This window comes from Shewanella sp. SACH (genome assembly GCF_001887095.2).
Taxonomy (GTDB): domain Bacteria; phylum Pseudomonadota; class Gammaproteobacteria; order Enterobacterales; family Shewanellaceae; genus Shewanella; species Shewanella baltica.
The window spans coordinates 70895-93366 of sequence record NZ_MPDG02000004.1 but is presented as its reverse complement, the minus strand read 5'-3'; the positions used below and the strand labels follow the sequence as shown (position 1 = coordinate 93366).

19 protein-coding genes are annotated in these 22472 nt (G+C 41.9%); 11 read left to right on the top strand and 8 right to left on the bottom strand.

Annotated elements, in window-relative coordinates; translation table 11 throughout:
* Positions 1 to 45: 45 nt before the first annotated feature.
* Both BM607_RS15945 and BM607_RS15940 read right to left on the bottom strand, forming a co-directional pair.
* Positions 46 to 501 carry a DUF2057 family protein gene (locus BM607_RS15945; RefSeq protein ID WP_011845453.1) on the bottom strand — a complete coding sequence of 152 codons (456 nt, stop codon included), beginning with the start codon at positions 499 to 501 and terminating at the stop codon, positions 46 to 48.
* 100 nt (positions 502 to 601) lie between these two features.
* Complete coding sequence (locus tag BM607_RS15940; protein WP_071940334.1) at positions 602 to 964, bottom strand: hypothetical protein; 363 nt, start codon at positions 962 to 964, stop codon at positions 602 to 604.
* Positions 965 to 1398: 434 nt separating this feature from the next.
* On the opposite strand from BM607_RS15940, the gene BM607_RS15935 reads away from it, so the two are divergent.
* Complete coding sequence (locus BM607_RS15935) at positions 1399 to 1962, top strand: NapC/NirT family cytochrome c (RefSeq protein ID WP_006079625.1); 564 nt, start codon at positions 1399 to 1401, stop codon at positions 1960 to 1962.
* 96 nt (positions 1963 to 2058) lie between these two features.
* On the opposite strand, the gene BM607_RS15930 is transcribed toward BM607_RS15935, so the two are convergent.
* Both BM607_RS15930 and rsmD read right to left on the bottom strand, forming a co-directional pair.
* Positions 2059 to 2343: a DUF1145 domain-containing protein gene (locus BM607_RS15930; RefSeq protein ID WP_006079627.1), complete on the bottom strand. Its 285-nt coding sequence runs from the start codon at positions 2341 to 2343 to the stop codon at positions 2059 to 2061.
* The gene (rsmD, locus tag BM607_RS15925; protein ID WP_006079628.1) at positions 2318 to 2986 is read right to left on the bottom strand and encodes a 16S rRNA (guanine(966)-N(2))-methyltransferase RsmD; all 669 of its coding nucleotides are present in this window, start codon (positions 2984 to 2986) and stop codon (positions 2318 to 2320) included. The genes BM607_RS15930 and rsmD overlap by 26 nt, the downstream gene beginning before the upstream one ends.
* A gap of 213 nt (positions 2987 to 3199) precedes the next feature.
* Between rsmD and ftsY the strand changes: the two genes are divergently transcribed.
* From ftsY to BM607_RS15870, 9 genes are all read left to right on the top strand, one after another.
* Positions 3200 to 4960, top strand: a complete 1761-nt coding sequence (ftsY, locus tag BM607_RS15920; RefSeq protein WP_071940335.1) for a signal recognition particle-docking protein FtsY — start codon at positions 3200 to 3202, stop codon at positions 4958 to 4960.
* A gap of 3 nt (positions 4961 to 4963) precedes the next feature.
* Complete coding sequence (ftsE, locus tag BM607_RS15915) at positions 4964 to 5677, top strand: cell division ATP-binding protein FtsE (protein WP_006079632.1); 714 nt, start codon at positions 4964 to 4966, stop codon at positions 5675 to 5677.
* Positions 5674 to 6639 (top strand): permease-like cell division protein FtsX, encoded by a 966-nt coding sequence (ftsX, locus tag BM607_RS15910; RefSeq protein WP_006084599.1) that lies wholly within the window; start codon positions 5674 to 5676, stop codon positions 6637 to 6639. Before ftsE ends, ftsX begins: the two co-directional genes overlap by 4 nt.
* Positions 6640 to 6863: 224 nt before the next feature.
* Positions 6864 to 7721 (top strand): RNA polymerase sigma factor RpoH, encoded by an 858-nt coding sequence (gene rpoH, locus BM607_RS15905; protein WP_006079635.1) that lies wholly within the window; start codon positions 6864 to 6866, stop codon positions 7719 to 7721.
* Between the two features lie 1525 nt (positions 7722 to 9246).
* Complete coding sequence (locus BM607_RS15890) at positions 9247 to 9777, top strand: fimbrial protein (RefSeq protein WP_071940338.1); 531 nt, start codon at positions 9247 to 9249, stop codon at positions 9775 to 9777.
* A 68-nt stretch (positions 9778 to 9845) separates the two neighbouring features.
* The gene (locus BM607_RS15885; protein ID WP_083548642.1) at positions 9846 to 10592 is read left to right on the top strand and encodes a molecular chaperone; all 747 of its coding nucleotides are present in this window, start codon (positions 9846 to 9848) and stop codon (positions 10590 to 10592) included.
* 12 nt (positions 10593 to 10604) lie between these two features.
* Positions 10605 to 13193 (top strand): fimbria/pilus outer membrane usher protein, encoded by a 2589-nt coding sequence (locus BM607_RS15880; protein WP_249269601.1) that lies wholly within the window; start codon positions 10605 to 10607, stop codon positions 13191 to 13193.
* 18 nt (positions 13194 to 13211) lie between these two features.
* Positions 13212 to 14540 carry a fimbrial protein gene (locus tag BM607_RS15875; protein WP_071940339.1) on the top strand — a complete coding sequence of 443 codons (1329 nt, stop codon included), beginning with the start codon at positions 13212 to 13214 and terminating at the stop codon, positions 14538 to 14540.
* Positions 14506 to 15240, top strand: coding sequence for a molecular chaperone (locus BM607_RS15870; RefSeq protein WP_083548644.1), 735 nt, complete (start codon positions 14506 to 14508; stop codon positions 15238 to 15240). The genes BM607_RS15875 and BM607_RS15870 overlap by 35 nt, the downstream gene beginning before the upstream one ends.
* A 43-nt stretch (positions 15241 to 15283) precedes the next feature.
* On the opposite strand, the gene BM607_RS15865 is transcribed toward BM607_RS15870, so the two are convergent.
* The 3 genes from BM607_RS15865 to BM607_RS22175 all read right to left on the bottom strand — a co-directional run bounded on the left by BM607_RS15865 (position 15284) and on the right by BM607_RS22175 (position 19481).
* The gene (locus BM607_RS15865) at positions 15284 to 18859 is read right to left on the bottom strand and encodes a transporter substrate-binding domain-containing protein (RefSeq protein WP_071940340.1); all 3576 of its coding nucleotides are present in this window, start codon (positions 18857 to 18859) and stop codon (positions 15284 to 15286) included.
* Positions 18856 to 19161, bottom strand: a complete 306-nt coding sequence (locus tag BM607_RS22180; protein ID WP_249269600.1) for a response regulator transcription factor — start codon at positions 19159 to 19161, stop codon at positions 18856 to 18858. The genes BM607_RS15865 and BM607_RS22180 overlap by 4 nt, the downstream gene beginning before the upstream one ends.
* Before the next feature lie 83 nt (positions 19162 to 19244).
* The gene (locus BM607_RS22175) at positions 19245 to 19481 is read right to left on the bottom strand and encodes a response regulator transcription factor (protein ID WP_249269599.1); all 237 of its coding nucleotides are present in this window, start codon (positions 19479 to 19481) and stop codon (positions 19245 to 19247) included.
* A 332-nt stretch (positions 19482 to 19813) separates the two neighbouring features.
* Between BM607_RS22175 and BM607_RS15855 the strand changes: the two genes are divergently transcribed.
* The gene (locus BM607_RS15855) at positions 19814 to 21052 is read left to right on the top strand and encodes an EAL domain-containing response regulator (protein WP_071940341.1); all 1239 of its coding nucleotides are present in this window, start codon (positions 19814 to 19816) and stop codon (positions 21050 to 21052) included.
* Between the two features lie 4 nt (positions 21053 to 21056).
* Here BM607_RS15855 and menE read toward each other — a convergent pair whose 3' ends face one another.
* On the bottom strand, positions 21057 to 22472 hold the full coding sequence (gene menE / locus BM607_RS15850) for an o-succinylbenzoate--CoA ligase (RefSeq protein ID WP_071940342.1): 1416 nt from the start codon (positions 22470 to 22472) through the stop codon (positions 21057 to 21059).

The window sequence follows — 22472 nt, the reverse complement described above, 5'->3', positions numbered from 1 at the left end:
CACATTTCAGCACATGCCTCAAATTAAATATTTAACTCGTCTAAATTAGAAAGCGGGATTGCTGACTAACATTTTCGCCATCAGTTGGCTGTGGCTTTGCAGTGGATATTCGCCCGCTTTGTCACCATTAATACTGAGTTGAATCGTTGGATATTTAATAAATTGACGCGCTTCAGCTTCAGTCATTATTTTGGGCTGGGTGATTTGGTAGCTATCACTCGCCTTCACATCCAGCACTAAGTAAAGCGGCGCTGATTTAACCCAGTTGCCACTATCATCGGCGCGATAATCAAATATATCCTGATATTTTAGCTCGAGCAGTACTTTCCCGGCGGAGAGTTGGATAGGTTTAAAGGGCGTCGCTGGCACACCATTGATACTGATAACACTGAGCGAATCTGTGCTTTTTAAGCTAGCGGCTGTGACAGTGGTGCTACTTAATAAGGCACCGATAACGAAAGTTAGGCCTAGTAAGCTTTTGTTCAATAAAGAGGTTTTCATAATAAACTCCAAAAATTCTCTGTACCTCGTTGCGGTGCGGATATGCAGCGGCGCAATCATAGGTGTTTAGTCGGTTTTACGTTGTAAAAAACGAAAGACGTTACAGTGAATTGGAGGTGGGAGGCGGTGTAGTGAGTCCAAGATCGGCAGTTTGCATCGCCCAGCCTTGTATGGCAATACGCTTGCTTGTTGGGTTGGCGAAGGCCAGTTCTAGCACTGCAGGCTCAAGGTAAAGTGATGATAGGCAATGGGTTTGACAATGACTTGTCATACTATCTTGGCAGTGTTGCAAGCAATCGGATGCAGAACAATCTGGCATGGTGCAGTTCATTTCTGCATCCATCATCAGCATGGTTTGACTGCTGTGGCCATTGGTATTGGCTGAAGTTGGCATAGCACTCACCATCGCCGATTGGGCGATTAGCGAAAATAGCACTGCTATGGTGATCCAAAATTTAGCCATGATAACTCGGAAAATTGATTGCTACCCTTAGAGACCTTAGTTAGCCCGATAAAGTTTCATATCGCGTTCAATTTTTTAATTTCTAATGATTTATTTCCTGGCCACTTCTAATAATTAAACAAAACGTCGATTAGATCACATTTCTATTTTCTAGAAATGTTTTGATAGTTATTGATTCTCAAAGGGGAAATTCCATCGTGATAATCGCTAACTTGCGATTATGGGGTGATTGCATTAGCTTTAGTTAAAGTGCATAGCAGCTCAGCTAGCGGTTTTTACCAAATGTCGTCCTAATAGTTAGAGCTAAGTCTCATTTTGCGCTTTTAAGGTTAATTTAATCGGCAAATTTCGGCTTAAAATCAAATTTCTAATAAATGAAAGAACATAAACTAGTCTTATAAAAACTAATTTTGACAATTTTTGGAGATAGAGTGATGAACTGGCGTGCACTATTTAAACCTAGCGCAAAATATTCAATCCTGGCGCTACTGGTCGTCGGTATTGTTATCGGTGTTGTGGGCTACTTCGCAACCCAAACAACCTTACATGCAACCAGCCAAGACGCATTCTGTATGAGCTGCCATAGCCAGCATTCATTGAAAGATGAAGTGATGGCGTCCGCCCACGGTAACAACCGTGTGGGTATCGTGGTTCAGTGTCAGCAATGTCACATCGCACAGGAACCATTCCAATACCTGAAGAAAAAGATCATCGTTTCTAAGGATGTTATTGGTTTCTTAACTATCGATGGCTTTAACACGCAAGCATGGTTAGATGAAAACCGTAAAGAACAAGCTGAGTTAGCGCGTGATTACCTACGTGCAATCGATTCTTCAACCTGTCAAAACTGTCACAACCGTATTTATGAAAACCAATCAGAAAATATGAGCAAAATGGCAGTGAGAATGCACAGCAATAACTTCAAGAAAGCCCCAGAAGACAGAAAAACCTGTATCGACTGTCACAAAGGCGTCGCTCACCCTTACCCTAAAGGATAAGGTTTAACGATTAACTTGCGTTATCGTTAGTCATTAAAAAGCCCTCTGTTGAGGGCTTTTTGCTGTCTGAGTGCCTGACGGTGCCTAAATGTTAGGTTAACTCGCTGGAGTCATCACTTTTTGTCGATAAGCTAACAGGCTAAAAATACCGAAGATAAATACGTGCAGATAATCAAGCTTTGTTAATGGCAGTAAGGTCTTAAATAGCATGTGGAAAATGGCCACTTGGAAGCAGTGCATCATGCAGGTTATGCCAAACAGGATATTCAAAATAATCGCCACATTACCTTCAAATGGCATAACCAAGTTGTAGGCCATCATCAACCAAGCGCTGAGGGTAATGGCTTTACCTAGGTTAATCAGCAAGGGCATGGCTTTCATCTTCGATAGGCTCGGCAGTGTTTTCGGCTTGATATTGATATAAGCGGTAACTCACTTGCCCCGCATTCTTTTCTTTCAAGGCGTGCCAGCAAGGTGGAATGGCCAGTTGGGTTAATTCAGATTCGATCTCGACATAAATCAGCGCGCCATCATTGAGCCAAGCTTGAGTATCGAGCAGTTGAATGGTCTTTTCTGCCAATCCTTTGCGAAAGGGCGGATCGATAAACACCACATCGAAACCTTGCTCGCAGCCCCTTTGCAACACCACTAAAGTATCGGCGTTGAGCACTTCGGCCTTGTCGCATTTTAGGGTTTGCAGATTTTCTTTTAATTGCATGGCTGCGCCGCGTTGCAACTCGATAATCTTGGCGAAACTGGCATAGCGAGATAGGGCTTCGAGAGCTAAAGCGCCGCTGCCGCCGAAACAGTCGAGCACTCGCGCATTAACTAAGTCATTGGCAAGCCAGTTAAACAGGGTTTCGCGCACTCTGTCTGTTGTCGGGCGTAAACCTTCGAGATCTTGAATAGGTAAACGACGCGAACGCCATTGGCCCGCGATGATCCGCACTTGACCGCTACCGGGTTTATTTTTGGCTGTTGGACTTTTGGTCACATTATTTTTGACCGTTCGATTCTTAACCAAAGTGCCCCCGTGATTTTGCCTGAAGAAAGAAAGTGGTAGACTATGCCACCTTAATAAAGGCCACTATTTTATATCAAAGTCTCACTAAAAGGTGAGAAGGCTGAGTGAGCTTAGCTAATTGCCGACTTTTTGGGCGTAATTGCCGAGGCAATCTGGTATAACATCAGGGTCTTATTCAAAATTCAACACTGAAGTAGAGCGCTGGAATCACACATGGCAAAGAAAGGTTTTTTCTCCTGGTTTCGTAAAGATAAGTCACAAGATGAGGTCGTCGCTGAAACTCCAGTTGTTACTCCAACACAAGACACTGAAGCAGCAGAGCGTTTAGAACAGGAACGCGCAGAGGCGCAACGTTTAGCTGCTGAGGCAGAGGCTCAAGCGGCCGCAGAAAAGCTGGCAGCAGAACAGTTAGCTGCCGAGCAGGCGCAAGCCGAGCGTATTGTCCAAGAACAAGCAGTAATCGAAGCCCAGCGTTTAGCCGAGCAACAAGCCGAAGCGGCGCGTCTGGCGGCTGCTCAGTTAGAAGCGGAACAACTTGCGAAAGTGCAAGCCGAGCGTATTGCTCAAGAGCAAGCACAAATTGAAGCCCAACGTTTAGCTGAACAGCAAGCCGAAACGGCACGTCAAGCTGCCGCTCAGCAAGAGGCTGAACAACTTGCAGCAAATAAGTTAGCCGCTGAACAAGCAGCTGCAGAGCAACTTGCTCAAACCCAAGCCAAGGTTGAAGCCGAGCGTATTGCACATGAGCAAGCACAAATCGAAGCTCAACGTTTAGCAGAACAACAAGCCGAAGCGGCACGACTGGCAGCTGCTCAGTTAGAAGCTGAACGACTCGCGGCTGAACAAGCTGCAGCCAAGGAAGCTGAACGTGCTCTTGTTGCCGCCGAACAAGCTGCCGCTGAAGCGTTAGCTGCGGAGCAACTCGCTGCTGAAGCATTAGCACGTGAGCAAGCAGAAGCGTTAGCGCAACAACAGGCCGAAGCTACGCAAACCGCTGGGCCCGTTACTGAATTACAACCAGAGCCGCAGGCGAGACCCGTTAAAGAAGGGCTATTTGCTCGTCTGAAACGCGGCTTGATGCGTACCAGCGAGAATATTGGCAGTGGTTTTATTGGTCTATTTCGCGGCAAGAAAATCGATGATGATCTGTTTGAAGAACTCGAAGAACAGTTATTAATCGCCGATGTTGGCGTCGAAACAACTACGCGTTTGATCAAGAATTTGACCGAGCAAGCGTCGCGTAAGCAATTGAAAGATGCTGAAGCTTTATATGACTTGCTGCGGGAAGAAATGCAGAAGACGCTCGATCCAGTTGCAATTCCGTTAGTGCCAGACAATGCAAATGGCCCATTTGTGATTTTAATGGTCGGCGTTAATGGCGTGGGTAAAACCACCACTATTGGCAAATTAGCCAAACAATATCAGAGCCAAGGTAAGTCGGTGATGTTAGCCGCGGGCGATACCTTCCGCGCAGCTGCGGTAGAGCAGCTACAGGTTTGGGGTCAACGTAATGATATTACTGTGATTGCCCAACACACAGGTGCCGACAGTGCATCAGTGCTGTTTGACGCTTTACAAGCCGCCAAAGCACGTAAAGTGGATGTGTTGATCGCCGACACTGCGGGTCGTCTGCAAAACAAAGCGCACTTGATGGAAGAATTGAAGAAAGTGGTGCGAGTGATGAAAAAACTCGACCCAGAGACGCCACATGAGGTCATGCTGACACTAGATGCGAGCACGGGGCAAAATGCGATTAGCCAAGCGCAATTATTCCAAGAAGCCGTAGGTGTAACGGGTATTACCATTAGCAAGTTAGACGGAACGGCTAAGGGCGGCGTGGTGTTTGCGATTGCCGACAAGTTTAATATTCCGATCCGTTACATAGGCGTGGGTGAGCAAATTGATGACTTGCGTACTTTTAATTCGAAAGAATTTATCGATGCCTTGTTCACTCAAGAAAAAGCGGATAGCTAATTTATGATTGATTTTCAGCAGGTCAGTAAGATTTATCCTGGCGGCCAAATGGCGCTGGAAGATGTGAATTTTCATCTACAACAAGGTGAAATGGCATTTTTAACCGGCCACTCAGGTGCGGGTAAAAGTACGCTGTTGAAATTAATCACGGTTATCGAGCGGGCGACGACCGGTCGTGTCGCCATCAATGGCCACGACATCGCCAAAGTCAGCCCTAAGCATGTGCCTTATTTGCGTCGCAATATCGGCATGATTTTCCAAAACCATCACCTATTGATGGACCGAAGCGTGTTCGACAATGTGGCTTTGCCGCTGGTGATTGAAGGTTTCTCCCACGGTGAAATCCGTAAGCGAGTGGCCGGCGCCCTCGACATGGTGGGTTTATATGGCAAAGAACGCCATAACCCGATTATGTTGTCTGGCGGTGAACAGCAACGCGTCGGCATTGCCCGCGCAATTGTGAACAAGCCGCCCTTACTGCTCGCCGATGAACCAACGGGTAACTTAGATCCTAAATTATCGATGGATATTTTGCGTCTGTTTGAAACCTTCAACGATGCAGGAACCAGCGTGTTAATCGCTACTCATGATTTAGGCTTAATCGCGCGGATGAAATATCGCACTTTCACCCTCAAACAGGGTCGTATGCTGGGCGCACAGGAGTTGCATCCTAGCGTGCATACGCGCGCGCCGACGAATAGAGGTGAAGGGCAATGAGCGACAGCGCTAAATTAACCCGCAGTAAGTTACCTCTGTCTGGGCGGATTGTGATGTTCTTTATTCGTCACGTACAGCAAGCGATGGCGAGTATGGGAGAACTCTGGCGCAACCCAGTGTCTTCCGTGATGACGATGGCGGTATTGGGTGTGAGCCTGAGTTTGCCTGCGGCATTGCAAGTGTTAGTTAAAAACGCTGAGACCATTACCAGCTCGTGGAACAGTGCAGCGGAGATCTCCTTGTTTATCGAGGATAATCGCAGCGAGCAAACCATTCAGAGCCTGCTGACGCGGATTCGGACTTATTCCGAAGTGGATAAAGTGCAGTACATAGATAGAAACCAAGCCCTAGAAGAGTTTCAACGCTTATCTGGTTTTGGTGAGGCCTTGGCCTATTTAGATAAAAACCCTTTGCCAGCGGTCATTACCGTCACACCGACACCGCGTTATTCAACGCCAGTGGGCGCCCGTGAACTCTTAACTAAGCTAGAGCGCGAGCCTGAGATTAGCTTTGGCCGTTTAGATATCGAATGGCTAGAGCGGTTACAGGCGGTAGTGCGTCTTCTTGAACGCACTGTGATGGCGATTGCCGCATTACTCGTGCTGGCTGTGGTCTTAGTGATAGGCAATACGATTCGCTTAGCGATTATGAATCGACGCAGCGAAATCGAAGTGATGAAGCTTGTTGGGGCAACCGAAGCCTTTATTCAGCGTCCATTCCTCTACACTGGGATTTGGTACGGGGTGATTGGCGGCATATTGGCTTGGCTGATCATTAACTTATTAGTGTGGTATCTCGATTCGGCTCTTGCCGAGCTATTGGGCTTGTATGGCAGTCAGCTCGAGATGAAATCGCTCACTTTTACTGAACTGCTGCAATTGGTTGGACTGGCGTCATTTTTAGGTTGGTTAGGTTCGTATTTGTCTGTACGCCAGCATTTACGGTCGATTGAACCTTCATAATAATCAGTCGATTAAACTAAAAAAAGTGATGAAAAAAATGCTGAGGAATGAACTTTTGTTCACTTGCAATGTCTACTTCAGCGAGGTAAAAAGGGTATCCGCAAACGAGCTGAGGTTGACATACTCTGTCAATTAGCCGATAGTTCGTGAGCTTATTCTTAGGGTATTTTGTTATTGAACCTTAGAATGCACTCGTAAGTAGTCTGATAAATGTAGGAGAGCGAATGACCTTTCAAACGCAATCAATGGCACTGACAGTCCCACAGGGCGCCAGTAGTCTAGAAGCTTATATCCATTCAGTGACTAGCATCAGCATGCTGGACGCTGAGGCTGAGTATGAGTTGGCCAAGCGTTTACAGGAAACTGGTGATCTACAAGCTGCGAAGCAACTGATTATGTCGCACTTACGTTTTGTAGTGCACGTTGCAAAGGGCTATTCAGGCTATGGTTTGCCACAGGCAGACCTGATCCAAGAAGGCAACATAGGCTTGATGAAAGCGGTTAAACGCTTCGATCCCGATGTTGGCGTGCGTCTAGTGTCTTTTGCTGTGCACTGGATCAAAGCTGAAATTCATGAATATGTGCTGAAAAACTGGCGCATTGTTAAAGTCGCGACCACTAAAGCGCAACGTAAGTTGTTCTTTAACATCCGTAAAGCGAAAAAACGCTTAGGTTGGTTCAGCGATGCAGAAGTCACTATGGTGGCTGAAAATTTAGGTGTGTCTAAGGCCGATGTGACCGAAATGGAATCACGTATGGCTGCGCAAGATCCGGCATTTGATTTAACCAATGATCAAGACGAGGAGCATGATTTTGCCCCAGTCCATTATTTGGAAGATCATTCATCGGATTTAGCGGAAAACATTGAAAACGACAACTGGGAATCGAATGCCCAAGGTCGTTTATTATCGGCCATCAAAACCTTAGACGAACGCAGCCAGCATATTCTGCGCGCCCGTTGGTTAGATGACGATAAAACCACACTGCAAGAACTTGCAGAGACTTATCAAGTGTCGGCTGAACGTATTCGCCAACTTGAGAAAAATGCCATGAACAAGCTGAAAGCTTGCATGGAAGCCTAAGTCGCATCACGTGTAAGGTGACTGTGATTTAGCCATAAAAAAACCTGCTACGGCAGGTTTTTTTATGGGTGAAATAATTATTCAGCAATAACTCTTCAACAGCATTCTGCAAGTAGCATATTAGCGACCAACCATGTCAAAGAGTACGATACTATGGCTGCTTTCGCAGTATCACATCAGATTTGTCCTACATTTATAACCGCGATTAATTAGTATAGTAACTTTAACTTTTGAGCCTCAATTCGAAAGTTATTTTCGATGCTTATTATCGAACATTCTTGTTCCTCCCGCATTTTGAGTATTACCTTAAGTAAAGTCGATATGGATATTGATTATGGAAGAGTTGGTCCGCGACAGAGGATTACTTTGCTAGGGAAGGCGTTCTAATTTGAATGGAAACGCATAATTTACTTAGGTGACTCATCATGCGGTTTTTTATTATTTATCAGGGCTGATAGCTATGACTTCAATGATAACCAAGTTAGTGCTCTCATCGGAAGCTGGTTGGGGAAGCGCATTTCGAGTCAATAGGAGAGTTGAAGTATATCAGCAGAGCTTATTTTGGTTGCTGTGCAAGGGAATACCATTCGACAGTAAAGATTTAAAACTTAGCTATGTATTGGGATCTGAGGTTATTCTATGTCAATTCGAGACAAATGTGTTAATTGAGCTACTTGATGAAAATAAAATTCATTATTTTCAAGATGATAGTCAAGTCAGATGGCTGCTGCCCCATAATGTGTCGACAATCTTCTATGCACAGTGGAAGAGCCGTATCGCTGTTGAACTCCATCATTCTTGTGCTGATTATTGTTTTTTTTAAACGCTATTATAGTCCTGATATGTTGTATAAAACGTGAGTTAATAGGTTTTTATACTGGACATTGACATTAATTTAGTCAGATATATGTCACTCCTCAATGAACATATTGATAGTTAATATAAATACTTCAGAACATCCATTCTTGGTCGATACTTATGAGGTATCCTACAAATCGGAATGGGTGATGATATGCTAAAAATAACGTTATTCTGCGTAATTATGGTGAGCGGAGTTATACACTTTAATGTGAGAGCAGAAACTGAGTTCAGAACTCTTTCTTTCCTGGGGGAGATAGCAGAACCAAGTTGTTACTCCGATCTATCTACAATTTCTTGTTATGACCAGAATCTCAATCAATTTATCTCTCAGGCTATAATTCCTCAAGTGTTTGTAAATACAATACATAGTGACAAAAAACTTGTTATATCAACTGAATTCAAGCAACTTAATAACTTAGTATTTAGTCGAAAAAATGAGGGGGAAGTAATTATTTCCCTTAATTATAATTAATTTTAACTTTTATTATTTCAATAAAGGCGATTTTTATTTTAAATTGCCTTTTAAATAATAAGTAATTTTGCCTTCAGAAATTTCCTACAAGAGCGCAAGGCTAGTCCTATGTGTAATTTTTAACGTTATTGCTATCGTGTACCCAGCTTCGATGAGCCATAACCTTAATATTTCCATAAAGTAGGATGTGAGATGAAAAAATTAACACTGTCAATTTTAGTTTTAAGTGCATTATTTGGGGCTAATGCCCAAGCTAATAATACTATTACATTCTTAGGTGAAGTATCTGATCAAACCTGTGAAGTGGCCATTAATGGTAATGCTGCCAACCCAACAGTCTTGTTACCAACAGTTTCTACAGCTGAGCTTGCAACAGCAGGTGCTGTGGCGGGTGAAACTCCATTTACCATATCGGTCAGCGGTTGTACTGTTAATGCAACGAAAGCATTACCTATAAAAACTGTATTTGTAGCTAATAACGTTACAGCAGGTGGTAACTTGGGCAATACAGGTACAGCAACAAATGTAGCACTACAAATCCTTGATTCAATGGGTGGAACTGGCGTTAATTTAACAACAGGAAGTACTGTTGATGGATTAAATATTGCTGCAGGTGCAAATTCTGCCTCCCATGATTTTGCTGTGCAATATATCTCTGAAGCTGGCAGTGCAACAGCAGGTCGTGTTGTTAGTGCTGTTCAATACGCAATTTCTTATCAGTAATAGTATTAGCCCTGTCTTGTTTGAGCTCACTCTAATGCAGGGTGAGCCTTCTTTTTGATGGAAAATTTATGCAACTCTCTTTTGTATTACTTCGAGTATCATTCTTTATAGTAATCTTTTTTCAGGTCTATTTCGTAAATGCCAGTGTTGTGATGACTAATACTCGTGTTATTTATCCAAGTGATGCTAAAGAGCGTACTGTTCAGTTAACAAACAATGATGCATTTCCAAATGTTGTTCAGGTGTGGACTGATACTCATAGTCCAGAGTCGACACCTGATAATGCTGACGGTCCTTTTGTAGTTTTACCTGCTATTTTTAGAATAGAGCCAAAGCGAGGTCAATTAATTCGCTTAATCTATAGTGGCGATGAATTACCTAAGGATCGTGAGAGTATTTTTTATTTAAACTTCTTACAGATACCTCCATTAGCTAAGGCTAACGCTGGAGATAATCAAATGCTCGTCATGTTAAAAAACCGAGTTAAAATATTTTATAGGCCAATAGAACTAAAATTAAATCCAGATGATATGTATAAGGATATTAAATTCAATATTAAGTATGAAAATAATGGTGTGGCTGTTGAGGTTGACAATGGATCAGCTTTTTTTGCGTCTTTTGTTGATATGAAAATTACCTCAGGAAAACAAGAGTTAGTAATACCTGTTAACATGGTTGAGCCTAAGTCAATATTTACATTTGAAGTTAAAAATCAACAATTTGTTTTGACATACCCAATGACTGTCGAATTCACTTTGGTTAATGATTTCGGCGGTTTCGTTACACGTGAATATACAGTCAAAAATAAATACTAAGTAAATTTTATTATGAATAAATCTGTCACGTTTTTTTATGCAAAACTAAGTGCACTACTGTTTTTTTTATTTGCTAAAATGGTTTTGTCACCAGTAGTGGCGGATGAGTTACTAGAAGACTTTCAAGATTACACTTTTGATGATAGTTTGTTATTTGGCGGCGGATATGGCGATAATTATCTATCTCGTTTTAATTCAAAGTCAGACATTATCCCTGGTCAATATCAAGTAGATATTTATATCAATAATACTTATTTTAAAAGACAAGTAATAGATTTTGTTGATAGTGGCTCGGATAAAATATTTCCTTGCTTAGATATTAATTTTTGGCATGAAACAAACGTCATTTCGACCTATATTGATGACGAATCGTTTGGAAAAGCTGAGTGTGCATCACCAGATTCTATTGTAAGAGGTGTGTCAACACAGTTTAATTCAGAAAAGTTAAGATTAGACATTACTATTCCTCAGGCCTATCTACAGCAGACCCCGCGTGGATTCGTTGATCCTGCCTCTTGGAGCACGGGTGAAAATGCTGGCTTTGTTAGCTATAACAGTAACTTTTATCAGACGAATAGCCGTAGTGCTAGTAGCGATATGCGCGCTTTTTATACGGGTGTTAATTCTGGTATAAATTGGGGACTATGGCGACTGAGAAATCAGTCGAGTTATCACTACAGTGAGGTTAATCGTGACTCGCAGGAAAGTTTCACCTCAATACGGACATATGCAATACGCGCATTACCTGAAATGGGAAGCGAGTTATTGCTTGGGGAAACTTATACACGTGGTAATGTCTTTGGTAGTTTAGGTTTTTCAGGTATTCAGCTTCAGACTGATAATCGTATGTTGCCAGACTCTCAGCGAGGGTATGCACCTGTCGTCAGGGGGCTGGCAAGTACCACTGCAAAGGTGGTGATCAAGCAGAATGGCGTGAGTATATACCAGACAACAGTTGCCGCAGGTCCTTTTATTATTAATGATTTATATCCTACAAGTTATGAAGGCGATCTTTTGGTTGAAGTGACGGAAGCCGATGGCAAAGTCTTAACTTTTACTGTGCCATTTAGTGCTGTACCAGGTTCATTACGTGAGGGTCACTCCCAATATGCATTTTCAGTCGGTGAAGTATCCTATTTGGGTTCTGGTGACTATTTTGCAGATGCGACTTTTGAGTATGGTTTGAGTAATGCGCTTACTCTTAATAGTGGTGCTCGATTAGCTGATGACTATTTGGCTTTAAGTCTTGGAACTGTCATAGGAACAGAATGGGGGGCCTTTGGTTTAACTGCAGTACATTCTAGCTCGCGTATTTCTAACCAATGGAGTTTTGATGATTGGAAATATGGTTGGCGTTTAGGGCTTAACTATAGTCATTCATTTAGTACCGGCACATCTCTTTCACTTGCTGGTTATCATTACTCAACAGAGTCTTTTCTTGAGTTAAATGATGTATTAGGGCTAAGAAAGACACTTGAAAACAAGAATTTATTTGAATCGGAAACCTATCGACAACGAGCGGAAATGAGCTTAAGCCTTAATCAGAGTTTGGGTGATTTGGGTTTTGTCTATTTAAATGGTTCCAAGCGGCAATATCGAGATGGCCGTGATGATGACGATCAATTACAACTTGGCTACTCGATAAGTTTAGGTCACTGGAATGTGGGGCTAACCTTCTCGCGTCAATATATGAGTCAGCTACCTATATCAATGGAAACAAATGTAAATCCAGTTATTTCTATGGATAGTTTTGATACGAGTAGGATAAAAGAGGATCTTGTTAGCTTAACAGTATCTATTCCTTTAGGGGGCCGTCAGTCGAGTATGCTGAATTTGGGTGCTAGTAACTCATCTAGAGGACTGAATAATTATAGTTTAGGGCTCTCAGGAACTGTTCTTGATGATAAAACATGGACATACGGTGTTAACACAAGTGTTCAACAAGAAGTCAGCACCAGTGAAAGTTTGAGTTTGAATACACAGAAACGTTTTAGCCAAGCGACGGCCACTGGTAGTTATTCTATCGCCGATTCATATCAGCAGCTTAGTGCTGGGCTTAGTGGTGCAATTGTTGCTCATTCAGGAGGCATAACATTAAGCCAAAATCTAAGTGATACGTTTGCGATTGTTGAAGCTGATGGTGCTACTGGCGCAAGGGTGACCAATAGTTGGGGGACAGAGATCGATACTCGAGGCTATGCCATTATTCCTTCACTGACACCTTACCGTTCAAATAGGATCACACTTGATACTGGCAATATGCTAAGTAGCACAGAGCTTCTTGATACTCAGCAACAGGTTGCACCTTATGCTGGAGCAATCGTTAAAATGAAGTTTGATACTCGGCATGGCATCGCTGCCTTATTTATGACCCAGCGGGTGGATGGCGGAGTAATCCCTATTGGTGCAGAGGTCATTGACGAGGATGGGCAAGTTTTGGGGATGGTTGGCCAAGCAGGTATGGCTTATGTCAGAACGTCTAAGGCGAACGGGCAGCTTAATATTCAATGGGGAGAGCAGGATACTCAACAATGTCATTTTGATTATGCATTAGAGCTAAAAGGAGACATTTTACAACGGATCCCGATTATCTGTGGTTAAAAAGGTTAAGAACTTACTATGAAAAATGCAAAATTGAACTTGTTACTAATTTGTTGCCTTTGGCTGGCCACGGTAATGACTCAGCCTGTCTCTGCTCAGTGCTTAAAAATATCGACAACAACAACTAACCCCGCTAATAGCTATTATGTCGATCCAGCATATGGCAGAACTGCGATGTGGAGCGGGGCATTTGATGCGAACAGAGGAATACTCAATTTACCCGTGGTAAATATTACCGATGAAAGTTTTCAACCAAATGGTACTTTACTGGGCTCGAGTATTGTCCCTTTTACTACATATGGCCAAGAGGGAGGGTATGATCCTGAACAAGTTCTTTTTCGTTGTGATGCAGCTGATGAGAATGGGCTTTATGAGATCTATTCAGTCAATGCGGATAATGCCTTTTCGGGACAGCACGAGGATGGCGTTGCTTATGGAGTCGAGCGCGGTTACGCAACTTATGTAAAAAATCTCGTTACGAGAGTGAAAAATAATTCGACAGGACAATATTTTTCTAAGCTGTGGCAATATCGTTCACTACGTGGATTAGACCGAGATGCTCAGGGACGAATACTTGTGAAAGCAAAGAACTTCAGCGATATAACGGTGGAGTTATTTCGGATAGGTGATATCAGAGGATATACCCAAACTACGGCTTATAGTTATAACCAACCTGCTGCTTATATCGCATTTGGTGGGCCAGGTTTGGCTTATCCTGAAGAAGGGCGTGATCATACTACCCATTATCCTGGATGGTATGGTAATTGGCCTGGAAATATCAGCTTATACAAGCAGCTGTATACACGTAGAGCTGGCGGCTGTGCCGTAACGAGTGTCACTCCTTACGTTCTGTTTCCGACTGTGACAATTGATGAGTTAAAGCGCGGAGTCACTCGAGAGGCCAATATTCAGATAAATTATCGTTGCCAAGCGAGCGCCAATATCAATGGCCTAGCAGTAAATGCCAACGCAATTGCTTTTAAAATTGACGCTAGTAACTACCAAAAGGCAAGAGCATTAGGTCTTACAAATTTAGATGCTGTGACATATTTAGTGAGTGATGCCTATGGAGATAATAATGTGGCTAAAGGTGTCGGTGTAACGTTAGTTCGTAACGATGGTGTTGATCAACCATTTTTGAATTTTGAGAATAGAACAAGTCTAGATGCGCAATATGATGCTAAAAAGGACGGCTGGCGGCCTTTATTGGGCAATCGGGTAGGTACTATTGGAAACAGTTATCAATATATTGATAACTACCAAGTCATTTTTGGCAAGTTACCTGGCATTATGCCTACGGCAGGAAAATATTATGCTAAAGCAGAAGTACTCATTCGCGTTCAGTAGTTTTTTGTTGTTGTTTATCATGCATCAAGACGCCATAGCAGGTGTTGTAGCCGACAGAAGCCGGATAATATTTTCCGCCTCACAAAGAGAGCAGGGCCTTTCACTGGTGAATCAGAATGACTATCCTGTGATTGTGCAACTATGGGTGGATGATGGTTCGGTTAACTCCGGCCCAGACATCGCTGATGCGCCAATTTTACCTCACCCAGGTCTATTACGTTTTTCTCCGAAGGAGCATAAACATATCAGCCTACTAAATATTTCAGAGTACGCACCAGAGAAACAAGAGCAGTTATATTGGTTAAATTTATATGAAGTTCCTCCTTCTCCATCAAAGAATATTGTTGAGAAAGAAGGGCAATTATTAATTGTTACTTTACGTACTCAAATGAAGATATTTCTTCGACCAGATAATCTTGCCATAGAGACTAATGAAATTGCCAAGTATCAAAAATTTTCGTTTGAAGACGGCCGTATAAATATTAAGAACAACACTCCCTATTTTGTGACTTACCAGAATGTTAGTCTGAATATTAATGGAGTGGAAACTTCTTTTTATAATGGAATGTTACCCCCTTACTCAGGGGGTAACATATTAGTCAAGAGTGTTAACGAATCAAATAAAGATTTAGCTATTATTAATGCAGAATATATTGATGATGATGGCAATGTTCAACAGTTTAATTCTCGTTTTAAGTAAATTCATATCCAGTTCTACTTCCATCAAGGTATTAAAGTCATCCCTAATTTTTTTCGATATTGGTGCGTATGTAAGATTTAACCTCCTGTTCTAATGAGGATATTGCTATACTTAACTGTATGGCATATTGGTCTATGCGTTTAGTATTTATTGGGTCTTCCAGTTTTTCGCATACTGCAACTAGTCTCTTAGCATCAATTATTCTTGCTGCCCCTTTAATTTTATGGGCAAAATCTTTTACTGCATTGAGATCTTTCTCTTCAATTGCTTTTTGTAGAGAAATCAAGTCGCTTTTATTGCTCTTGAGTAATTCATTTAGGAGTTTGCCCACTAAGTCAGTATTATTTCCTGTTAATTTCTCTACTGATTTTGCTTCAAAATGGGCAGAGGTAAGGCTCTCTTGCTCTGGTGAGAACTGTTTGAGCATTCGGTCAAGCTCTGCGAGGCTAATAGGTTTGAAGAGGCAATCATTCATACCCGCATTTAAACAAGCCATTTTGACCTCTTTCTGAGCATTGGCAGTATAACCAATAATAATAGGAGTTCTTAATAAATTACGCTCTAATATTCGAATATTACGACATAATTCATAGCCATCCATTTCAGGCATATTACAATCGGTAATGACCATCTGATATTCTTTATTCTTAAACATGGCCAATGCCATGGTCCCATTTTCCGCCTCTTCGATGCTATGACCAAGATAGTTTAATTGCTGTGCAAGCAATAAACGATTCGCGGGATGATCGTCGACAATGAGTATATCCAATGGTGCTATTGTGATAATTTCAGCCTGAGTCGCTTCGATAGTCGTCGAAGTGTCATCCTCTTGTTGTGATAAAGTGATTATCATGCTGATTTTAGTTCCCTGATTTGGTGAGCTTTCTAGAGTTAATGTTCCATTCATCATTTCACACAGGGAGCGACATATCATGAGTCCAAGCCCAGTTCCACCATATGTATTATGTGTGCCATGAGCCTGGCTGAAGGGGGTAAATAGTTTCTGTTGGTCGTGACTAGAAATACCAATTCCTGTATCTGTAACAGTAAATAAAATAGTGTGCGCTGTATAGGTGACATTTGCAGATTGAATTTTTACTTTCACTCCGCCGCTATCCGTAAACTTAATCGCATTGCCAATTAAATTTGACAATATTTGCTTAATCCTCATGGGATCAACGAAGACATCTCTAGTGATAGTAGGATCGAAATCTAGTTGTAAGGAGATTCCTTTTTGTCTTGCCAGCCCATCAAAAACTCTCACCACAGAGGTTGCAATAGTCTTTAGATTGGCTCTAATGGGCGACAGTGAAAGTTGGCCTGCTTCAATGCGAGCAATATCTAGAATATCGCCAATAAGTTCGAGTAGATCATTGGCTGAATCATAGGCAACTTTAATAGAGTTTAAATCAAACTGTTGTGTATTAGTGCGCTTTAGTGCCAGCTCTAACATACCAATAATAGCATTCATCGGAGTACGAATTTCATGGCTCATAGTTGCTAAGAAAGTGCTCTTTGCATGGCTTGCGCTGTCAGCCACTTCTTTAGCATGTTCTAGTTCTTCTATAAGCTTGACTCGGTCACTCACATCTATCCAGCCGCCAATAATACCTTCGATATTGCCTAACTCATCTCCATATGACTTAAACCAGTGATAAATATTGTACTTATTTCCATTTATATGAAGTTCTCTATCTTTAAATACGGCAATACCATCCTCTAAGGCTTGTATATATTCTTTATCCACTATTGGAGCCTCTTGAGAGCGACTGGTCCCTTCTATTGTCGTTTTATGTAGTAAATCTTCGCGTGATGCATTAAAAGCATTTAGGTAACTCTCGTTGCACATTGTAAGTTCACGGTGCCTATTCCTTACATAGATAGGGTGTGGTATAGCATCAACGATAGATTGCATAAACTGCAGTTGCTGATTGAGTTCTTTCTTGGCTAAGAGTCGTTTGCGGTAATGTGTATGAGTATAAAGCGCCCATATAATTGAGACCAAAATCATGATCATTGAGGCAATAACAATAGTATAAATAGTATACTTATAATCCTTCCAGCTTTGACGTGCGGGCAGGGCATTACGACGCCAGCGATTCTCTGCCGTTTGTAATTCATCAGGAGGAATAACAGTCAATGTTTTATTTAGAATGCTTTTAAGCAATAGGTTTGAGCTTGCCATTCCGAATACTGCTGATGCTTTTGGTATTTCATCAATGATCTTACTTACTTCTAAATTATCACTAAAATAACTGTTTACATAGAAATCTGCTAAAGCAAGTGGTGCAATAGTAGTCTTTGCTGCTCCAGTTGCTACATCATTTAAGGCTTCAAGATAATTGTCACTGATCGTAATGTCTGCATTTGGATTTATCTCCCTGAGTATTTTTTCGTTGAAAGTACCATCGGGAACCACAATCGAGTTAGTCTCTAGATATTGAATATTTTTTTGTTTTACAAAAACATAAGGAGAATTAGAGAATTCTTTTGTAAAAATAATAGTTTTATTGATATCTTCGTGAGGGGAAAATATTGTCATCATAGCTCTACTATTGAGTACTGAGCTAATTTGTTCAGAAAATCTGTTGCTGACAACATAGTCAAATTTCAAACCAGAATACATTTGTATTAATTCTAAAACCTCAATGCCAAATCCTTCTGCATTATTTGTATCATCCAGGTATGTTAGGGGGGCCGCGTATCTATTGATTGCCACTGTTATTTTAGGGTTTTTTTGTAACCAAGCCGTCTCATCTACCGTAAAAATAGGGAGTTCTGAGGCAAAAGGAATGGTGCTTCCACCACCACTCCAGCGCTTCCTTATCAGTTTTCTCTGGTCGAGGGAAATATTGTGCATAGCGTTGTTAATGATATTAACTAAGGCCTTATTTTTCTCCGTTGTTGCAAATGCGCTGCCATAGGAGTTTAGTGGTAAGTGTGTATCCAATTTAAGATCGCCAGAAAAATTATTGTTTATTAGATAATTAGCTGACACCTGATCCACTATTACAGCGTCTACTTGCCCAAATGCTGCAGCGGCAACAGCTGCCTGCCGAGAGGAAAACTTTAGCAATTTCCTATTTGGATAAATATCTGTTATCGCTTCATCTGGCAGGTACTCATAGGCCATAGACATTGACTTGATTTGTTCATGCGCGCCTAAGTTAGCATTTCTAAATACGGACGGCTTATCTATGGTATAAGGCGTACTAAGTATGAGACCATGCATTTGCTCAAATTTATTTGCTGTAGTAACTAGGTCCACTTCTCCATTGAGCGCCGCAGTGATGACCTTCTCTCGAGACATATAACGTTTTATGTTGACGTCAACATTGAGCATGTCAGCAATAATATGTATATAGTCAGCACTGATCCCTTTATAAATCTCTTGCTCACCATTGACCGTCATATCAAATGGCGGGTAGTCAGGGGCTGAGATACCAACATTCAAAACTCTATAGTCTTTGAGTGTATTAATATCTTCCGATGACAGCAGGAAAGGTAAGTTTGTTTTTTCTGGATAGCCAATTAAATGATATTCTGTGTATTTACTTTCGTGTGCCAACAAATAATTTGAGTACAATGTTAATACGAAAATTAAAATAACTTTTTTCATATTAAGCTTTGCCTTTTTGCAATCTCAATTATATCGACCAAAGTCTTCGCGTTTAACTTTTCAAGCAATCTAGTCTTATATGTGCTAATGGTTTTGTTACTTAATAACATACGTTCAGCTATTTCTTTATTGGATAAACCTGTTGCTAACTGCTGTAGTACAACCATTTCGCGAGTAGAGAGCTTTTTTACAAGTTCAGCCTCATCCTGACTCGATTTCGAAATCATGTTGCTATTACTCATTATAGGGAAATAGGAATGACCCGTAAGGATTGCTTTAAGTGCCCCTGTAACTTCGGCCATGTCTTTTTGCTTAGAGACAAAGCCAGATGCACCAGCTTGAATGCAGCGTGAAACAAAGTGCTCAGAGGGTTGTGCCGTTAACACTAAAATTGGGGGGGGGGTAGTAGTTTCCTTGATCTTTCTATTACTTCTAATCCATCTAGTTGAGGAATGCCAATATCGAGAATGACAGCATCAGGCGATAGCTCCTTAATGAGTTTTAATGCATCAACACCATTATTGGTTTCTGCTATTACTTCAAAGCCACTTTGTTCCAAAATGATTTTTAGTGCTAAAACAACAACCGGATGATCATCGACTAGTAATATTTTTCTTTTCATTCATGTAACTCCGCAACTATTGAGTACAGATTTTATCCTTTGTAAGCCATTAGTGTGAAATAAAACTAAGCGATTAAGATTTTTCCTACATATTTTTCAGCAATTTCTTTTAAATAATAGTCGTAAAATAATGCAAGTTAGATGAATTTAATTATAGAGATTCTCATTCTTTTTTAATTCATCAGCAATTGTATGTATTTGTATCACGATTTTAGATCCTTTAGCGTTTTAAATTATAGCTGACAATCTAAACTCGGCATTACGGCTTTTCTGCGGCAAGGGCGCCAAAGGTACGTTTCTATTCGTAGTATTTTAATTTTAAAGGATATTCAATGGGTAAAGTTAAAGTGATTGTCTTAGAAGACCACCCCTTTCAGCGGGCGGTGCTTGAGCATAATCTTGCGTCTCTTGCAAATGTTGAGGTGTTTGCTTTTGGGGCTGCTCAAGATGCGCTTGCTTGGCTCGATGAACATCATACTGCGGATATAGTGATATGTGACCTCATGATGGCTGGCATAGATGGTCTCTCTTTCTTACGTAAAGCAAAAGCGAGATACAATATTGCTTCTGTTGCGTTATTTAGCGGTATTGATAAAGAGCTCAGACGCGCTGTATCGCAGATGATTAAAATGCTTAATTTTGAATATCTTGGAGATTTAAGTAAATGCCCTTCAGTGGATAATTTACAGCGCATGTTAGATAGATTTACGTACAGCCGTATCCAAAAGAGTCAGATAGCCTCTGGTTTGATTATTGGCAGGGATCCCGAAAGTTTTGTATTCGAGGATTTTGAGCGAGCATTAAAGCTGGGGCAGTTCATTGGTTTTTACCAACCTAAGTTTGATGTTGCAGGCTTTAGTCTGAAAGGCGCAGAAATGCTTGCACGCTGGCATCATCCTGATTTTGGGTTGCTAAATCCTGGCACCTTTATTGAACCGCTTATTTCACACGGCTTACTTGATAAGTTATTTTTACAACTTTTTGAACAGGGTTGTTGTTTACAGCAACGTTTGCAGCAGCAAGAAAATCAGATTTCCATCGCTTACAATCTCGATATATCTCAGCTCAATTCGACTGAGTTAGTGTACCGAATTGTTGATATGGTCAGAAAATTTAATATCAATCCACAATATATAACCCTTGAAATCACAGAGACGGGTCTGTTGGCTGCGCCTGCAGTGAATATGGAAAATTTAATCCGTTTACGCATGCAAGGATTTGAATTAGCGATAGATGATTTTGGTGCTGCACATTCTTCATTGGCACGTTTATGTGAATTACCTTTCTCACAAATTAAATTGGATGGTTGTTTTGTACGTGAACTCAGTGTTGAGCCAAGATGCCAAGCTGCAATCTCAAGTGTGATCGCTTTATCACAAGCACTTAATATGGAGCTAGTAATAGAAGGAATTGAAACAAATTCGCAATTGATATTGTTACAACAGCTTGGGTGCACAACTGGCCAAGGCTTTTGTTTTTCACGACCGATAGATGAGCATACGTTTATTAAACGTTTCTTACCTGCAAATCTAGACCTGCTTGACACAAAGGAATGTAGCCTTGAGTGTTAGTTGATTAACCATTTTTTGGAATTAGGTTAGTTAATGCTTTTCTGTTTACTTTCAGTCCTGTCTGCTCATGATTTTCTGGCCATACATAATATTGTCTTGGGCGTTTGAAACGGGCGATTTTGTCGGCGAGGAACAATTCGAGTTCACTTGCAATCGATTCTGTGTGATGAGTTAAACTGCCGCGAAGGATAGCGGCGGGGAGATTGCCAAATTGTGCATCGGGGATGGCGAAAACGATAGCATCGTCTATCTGTGGGTGCTGTTTAAGTGCGGCTTCGATTTCTTCTGGTTGGATGTTTTCGCCGCCACAGATGAACATGTTATCGACGCGGCCAAGGATGCGCAGATTGCCATTTTCGTCCCATTCGCCCCTGTCTTTGGTATAAAACCAGCCATCTTGATCCACGCCAGCTCTTATTCCCTCTGAACTGAGGTAGCCCATAAACAGGGATTCGCCGCGCACCCAAATCACACTGTCTTCGATTTTAAGCTCACGTTTGGGGAGTAATTTGCCACTGCTGCCGTCGCTTAACGCGCGGCCTGTGGTGATCTGCGAGCCCATTTCTGTCATGCCGTAACTTGTGTAGCTGGCGATATTGCGTAGCTTAAGCTCGGCGAGTAAGTCTAGCGAGACTGCGCCGCCGCCCAGTAGTAAGGCTTTGATGGTTATAAGTTTGCTGCTTGTGTCGGCTAATAACTTGCTCAGTTGTGCAGGTACCAGAGAGAGGTGGGTCAGCTTATCTTGGTTAATTTGCTGACTAAGACTTAGCGCTTGGTCTGGCATAACAACAGTGGCACCGACTAGGGCACAGCGGTTTAATATCGCTAGACCACCGATGTGGAATAATGGCAAGGAGAGCAACCAAGCATCACCTTGTTCGAGCGCGATTAAGCTGCGGGCGCCTTCGGCATTGGCAATATGGTTGGCTAAGCAATGGACTGCCGCTTTTGGAAAACCGCTAGACCCCGACGTTAAAATCACATTGGCGGGTCGGGTAACATCGATAGGCTGGGCTAACTCGTTGCTGAGGCGATTAAAATCTAAGGCTAATTGGCTGCAATTCTGCAGATCAGAAATCTCAGCACGCCAAACATAGTGGATCTGATGTTCATCGATTAAGCCTTGGATCTGCGCTAGAGGAAAACGGGGCGAAATCGGGAAAAAGATCGCCCCGATATCGATGCAGGCCCAATAGAGGCAAATCATCTGGAGGTTATTCACAGCAATACAGGCGAGTGGCTCCCCCTCTGCGATGCCTGCTGCTCTTAGCTGCTGACCCAGTGCGATAACGCGTTGACTAAGCTCAGAGTAACGAATGTCTTGTCCCGCCAACTTGATGGCCGTCTGCTGTGGAAACGCCAGTGCGGCTTGGTGCACGGGGGACTGTGCTAGCGACTTCGATAGGTGGGTAGCAGACAA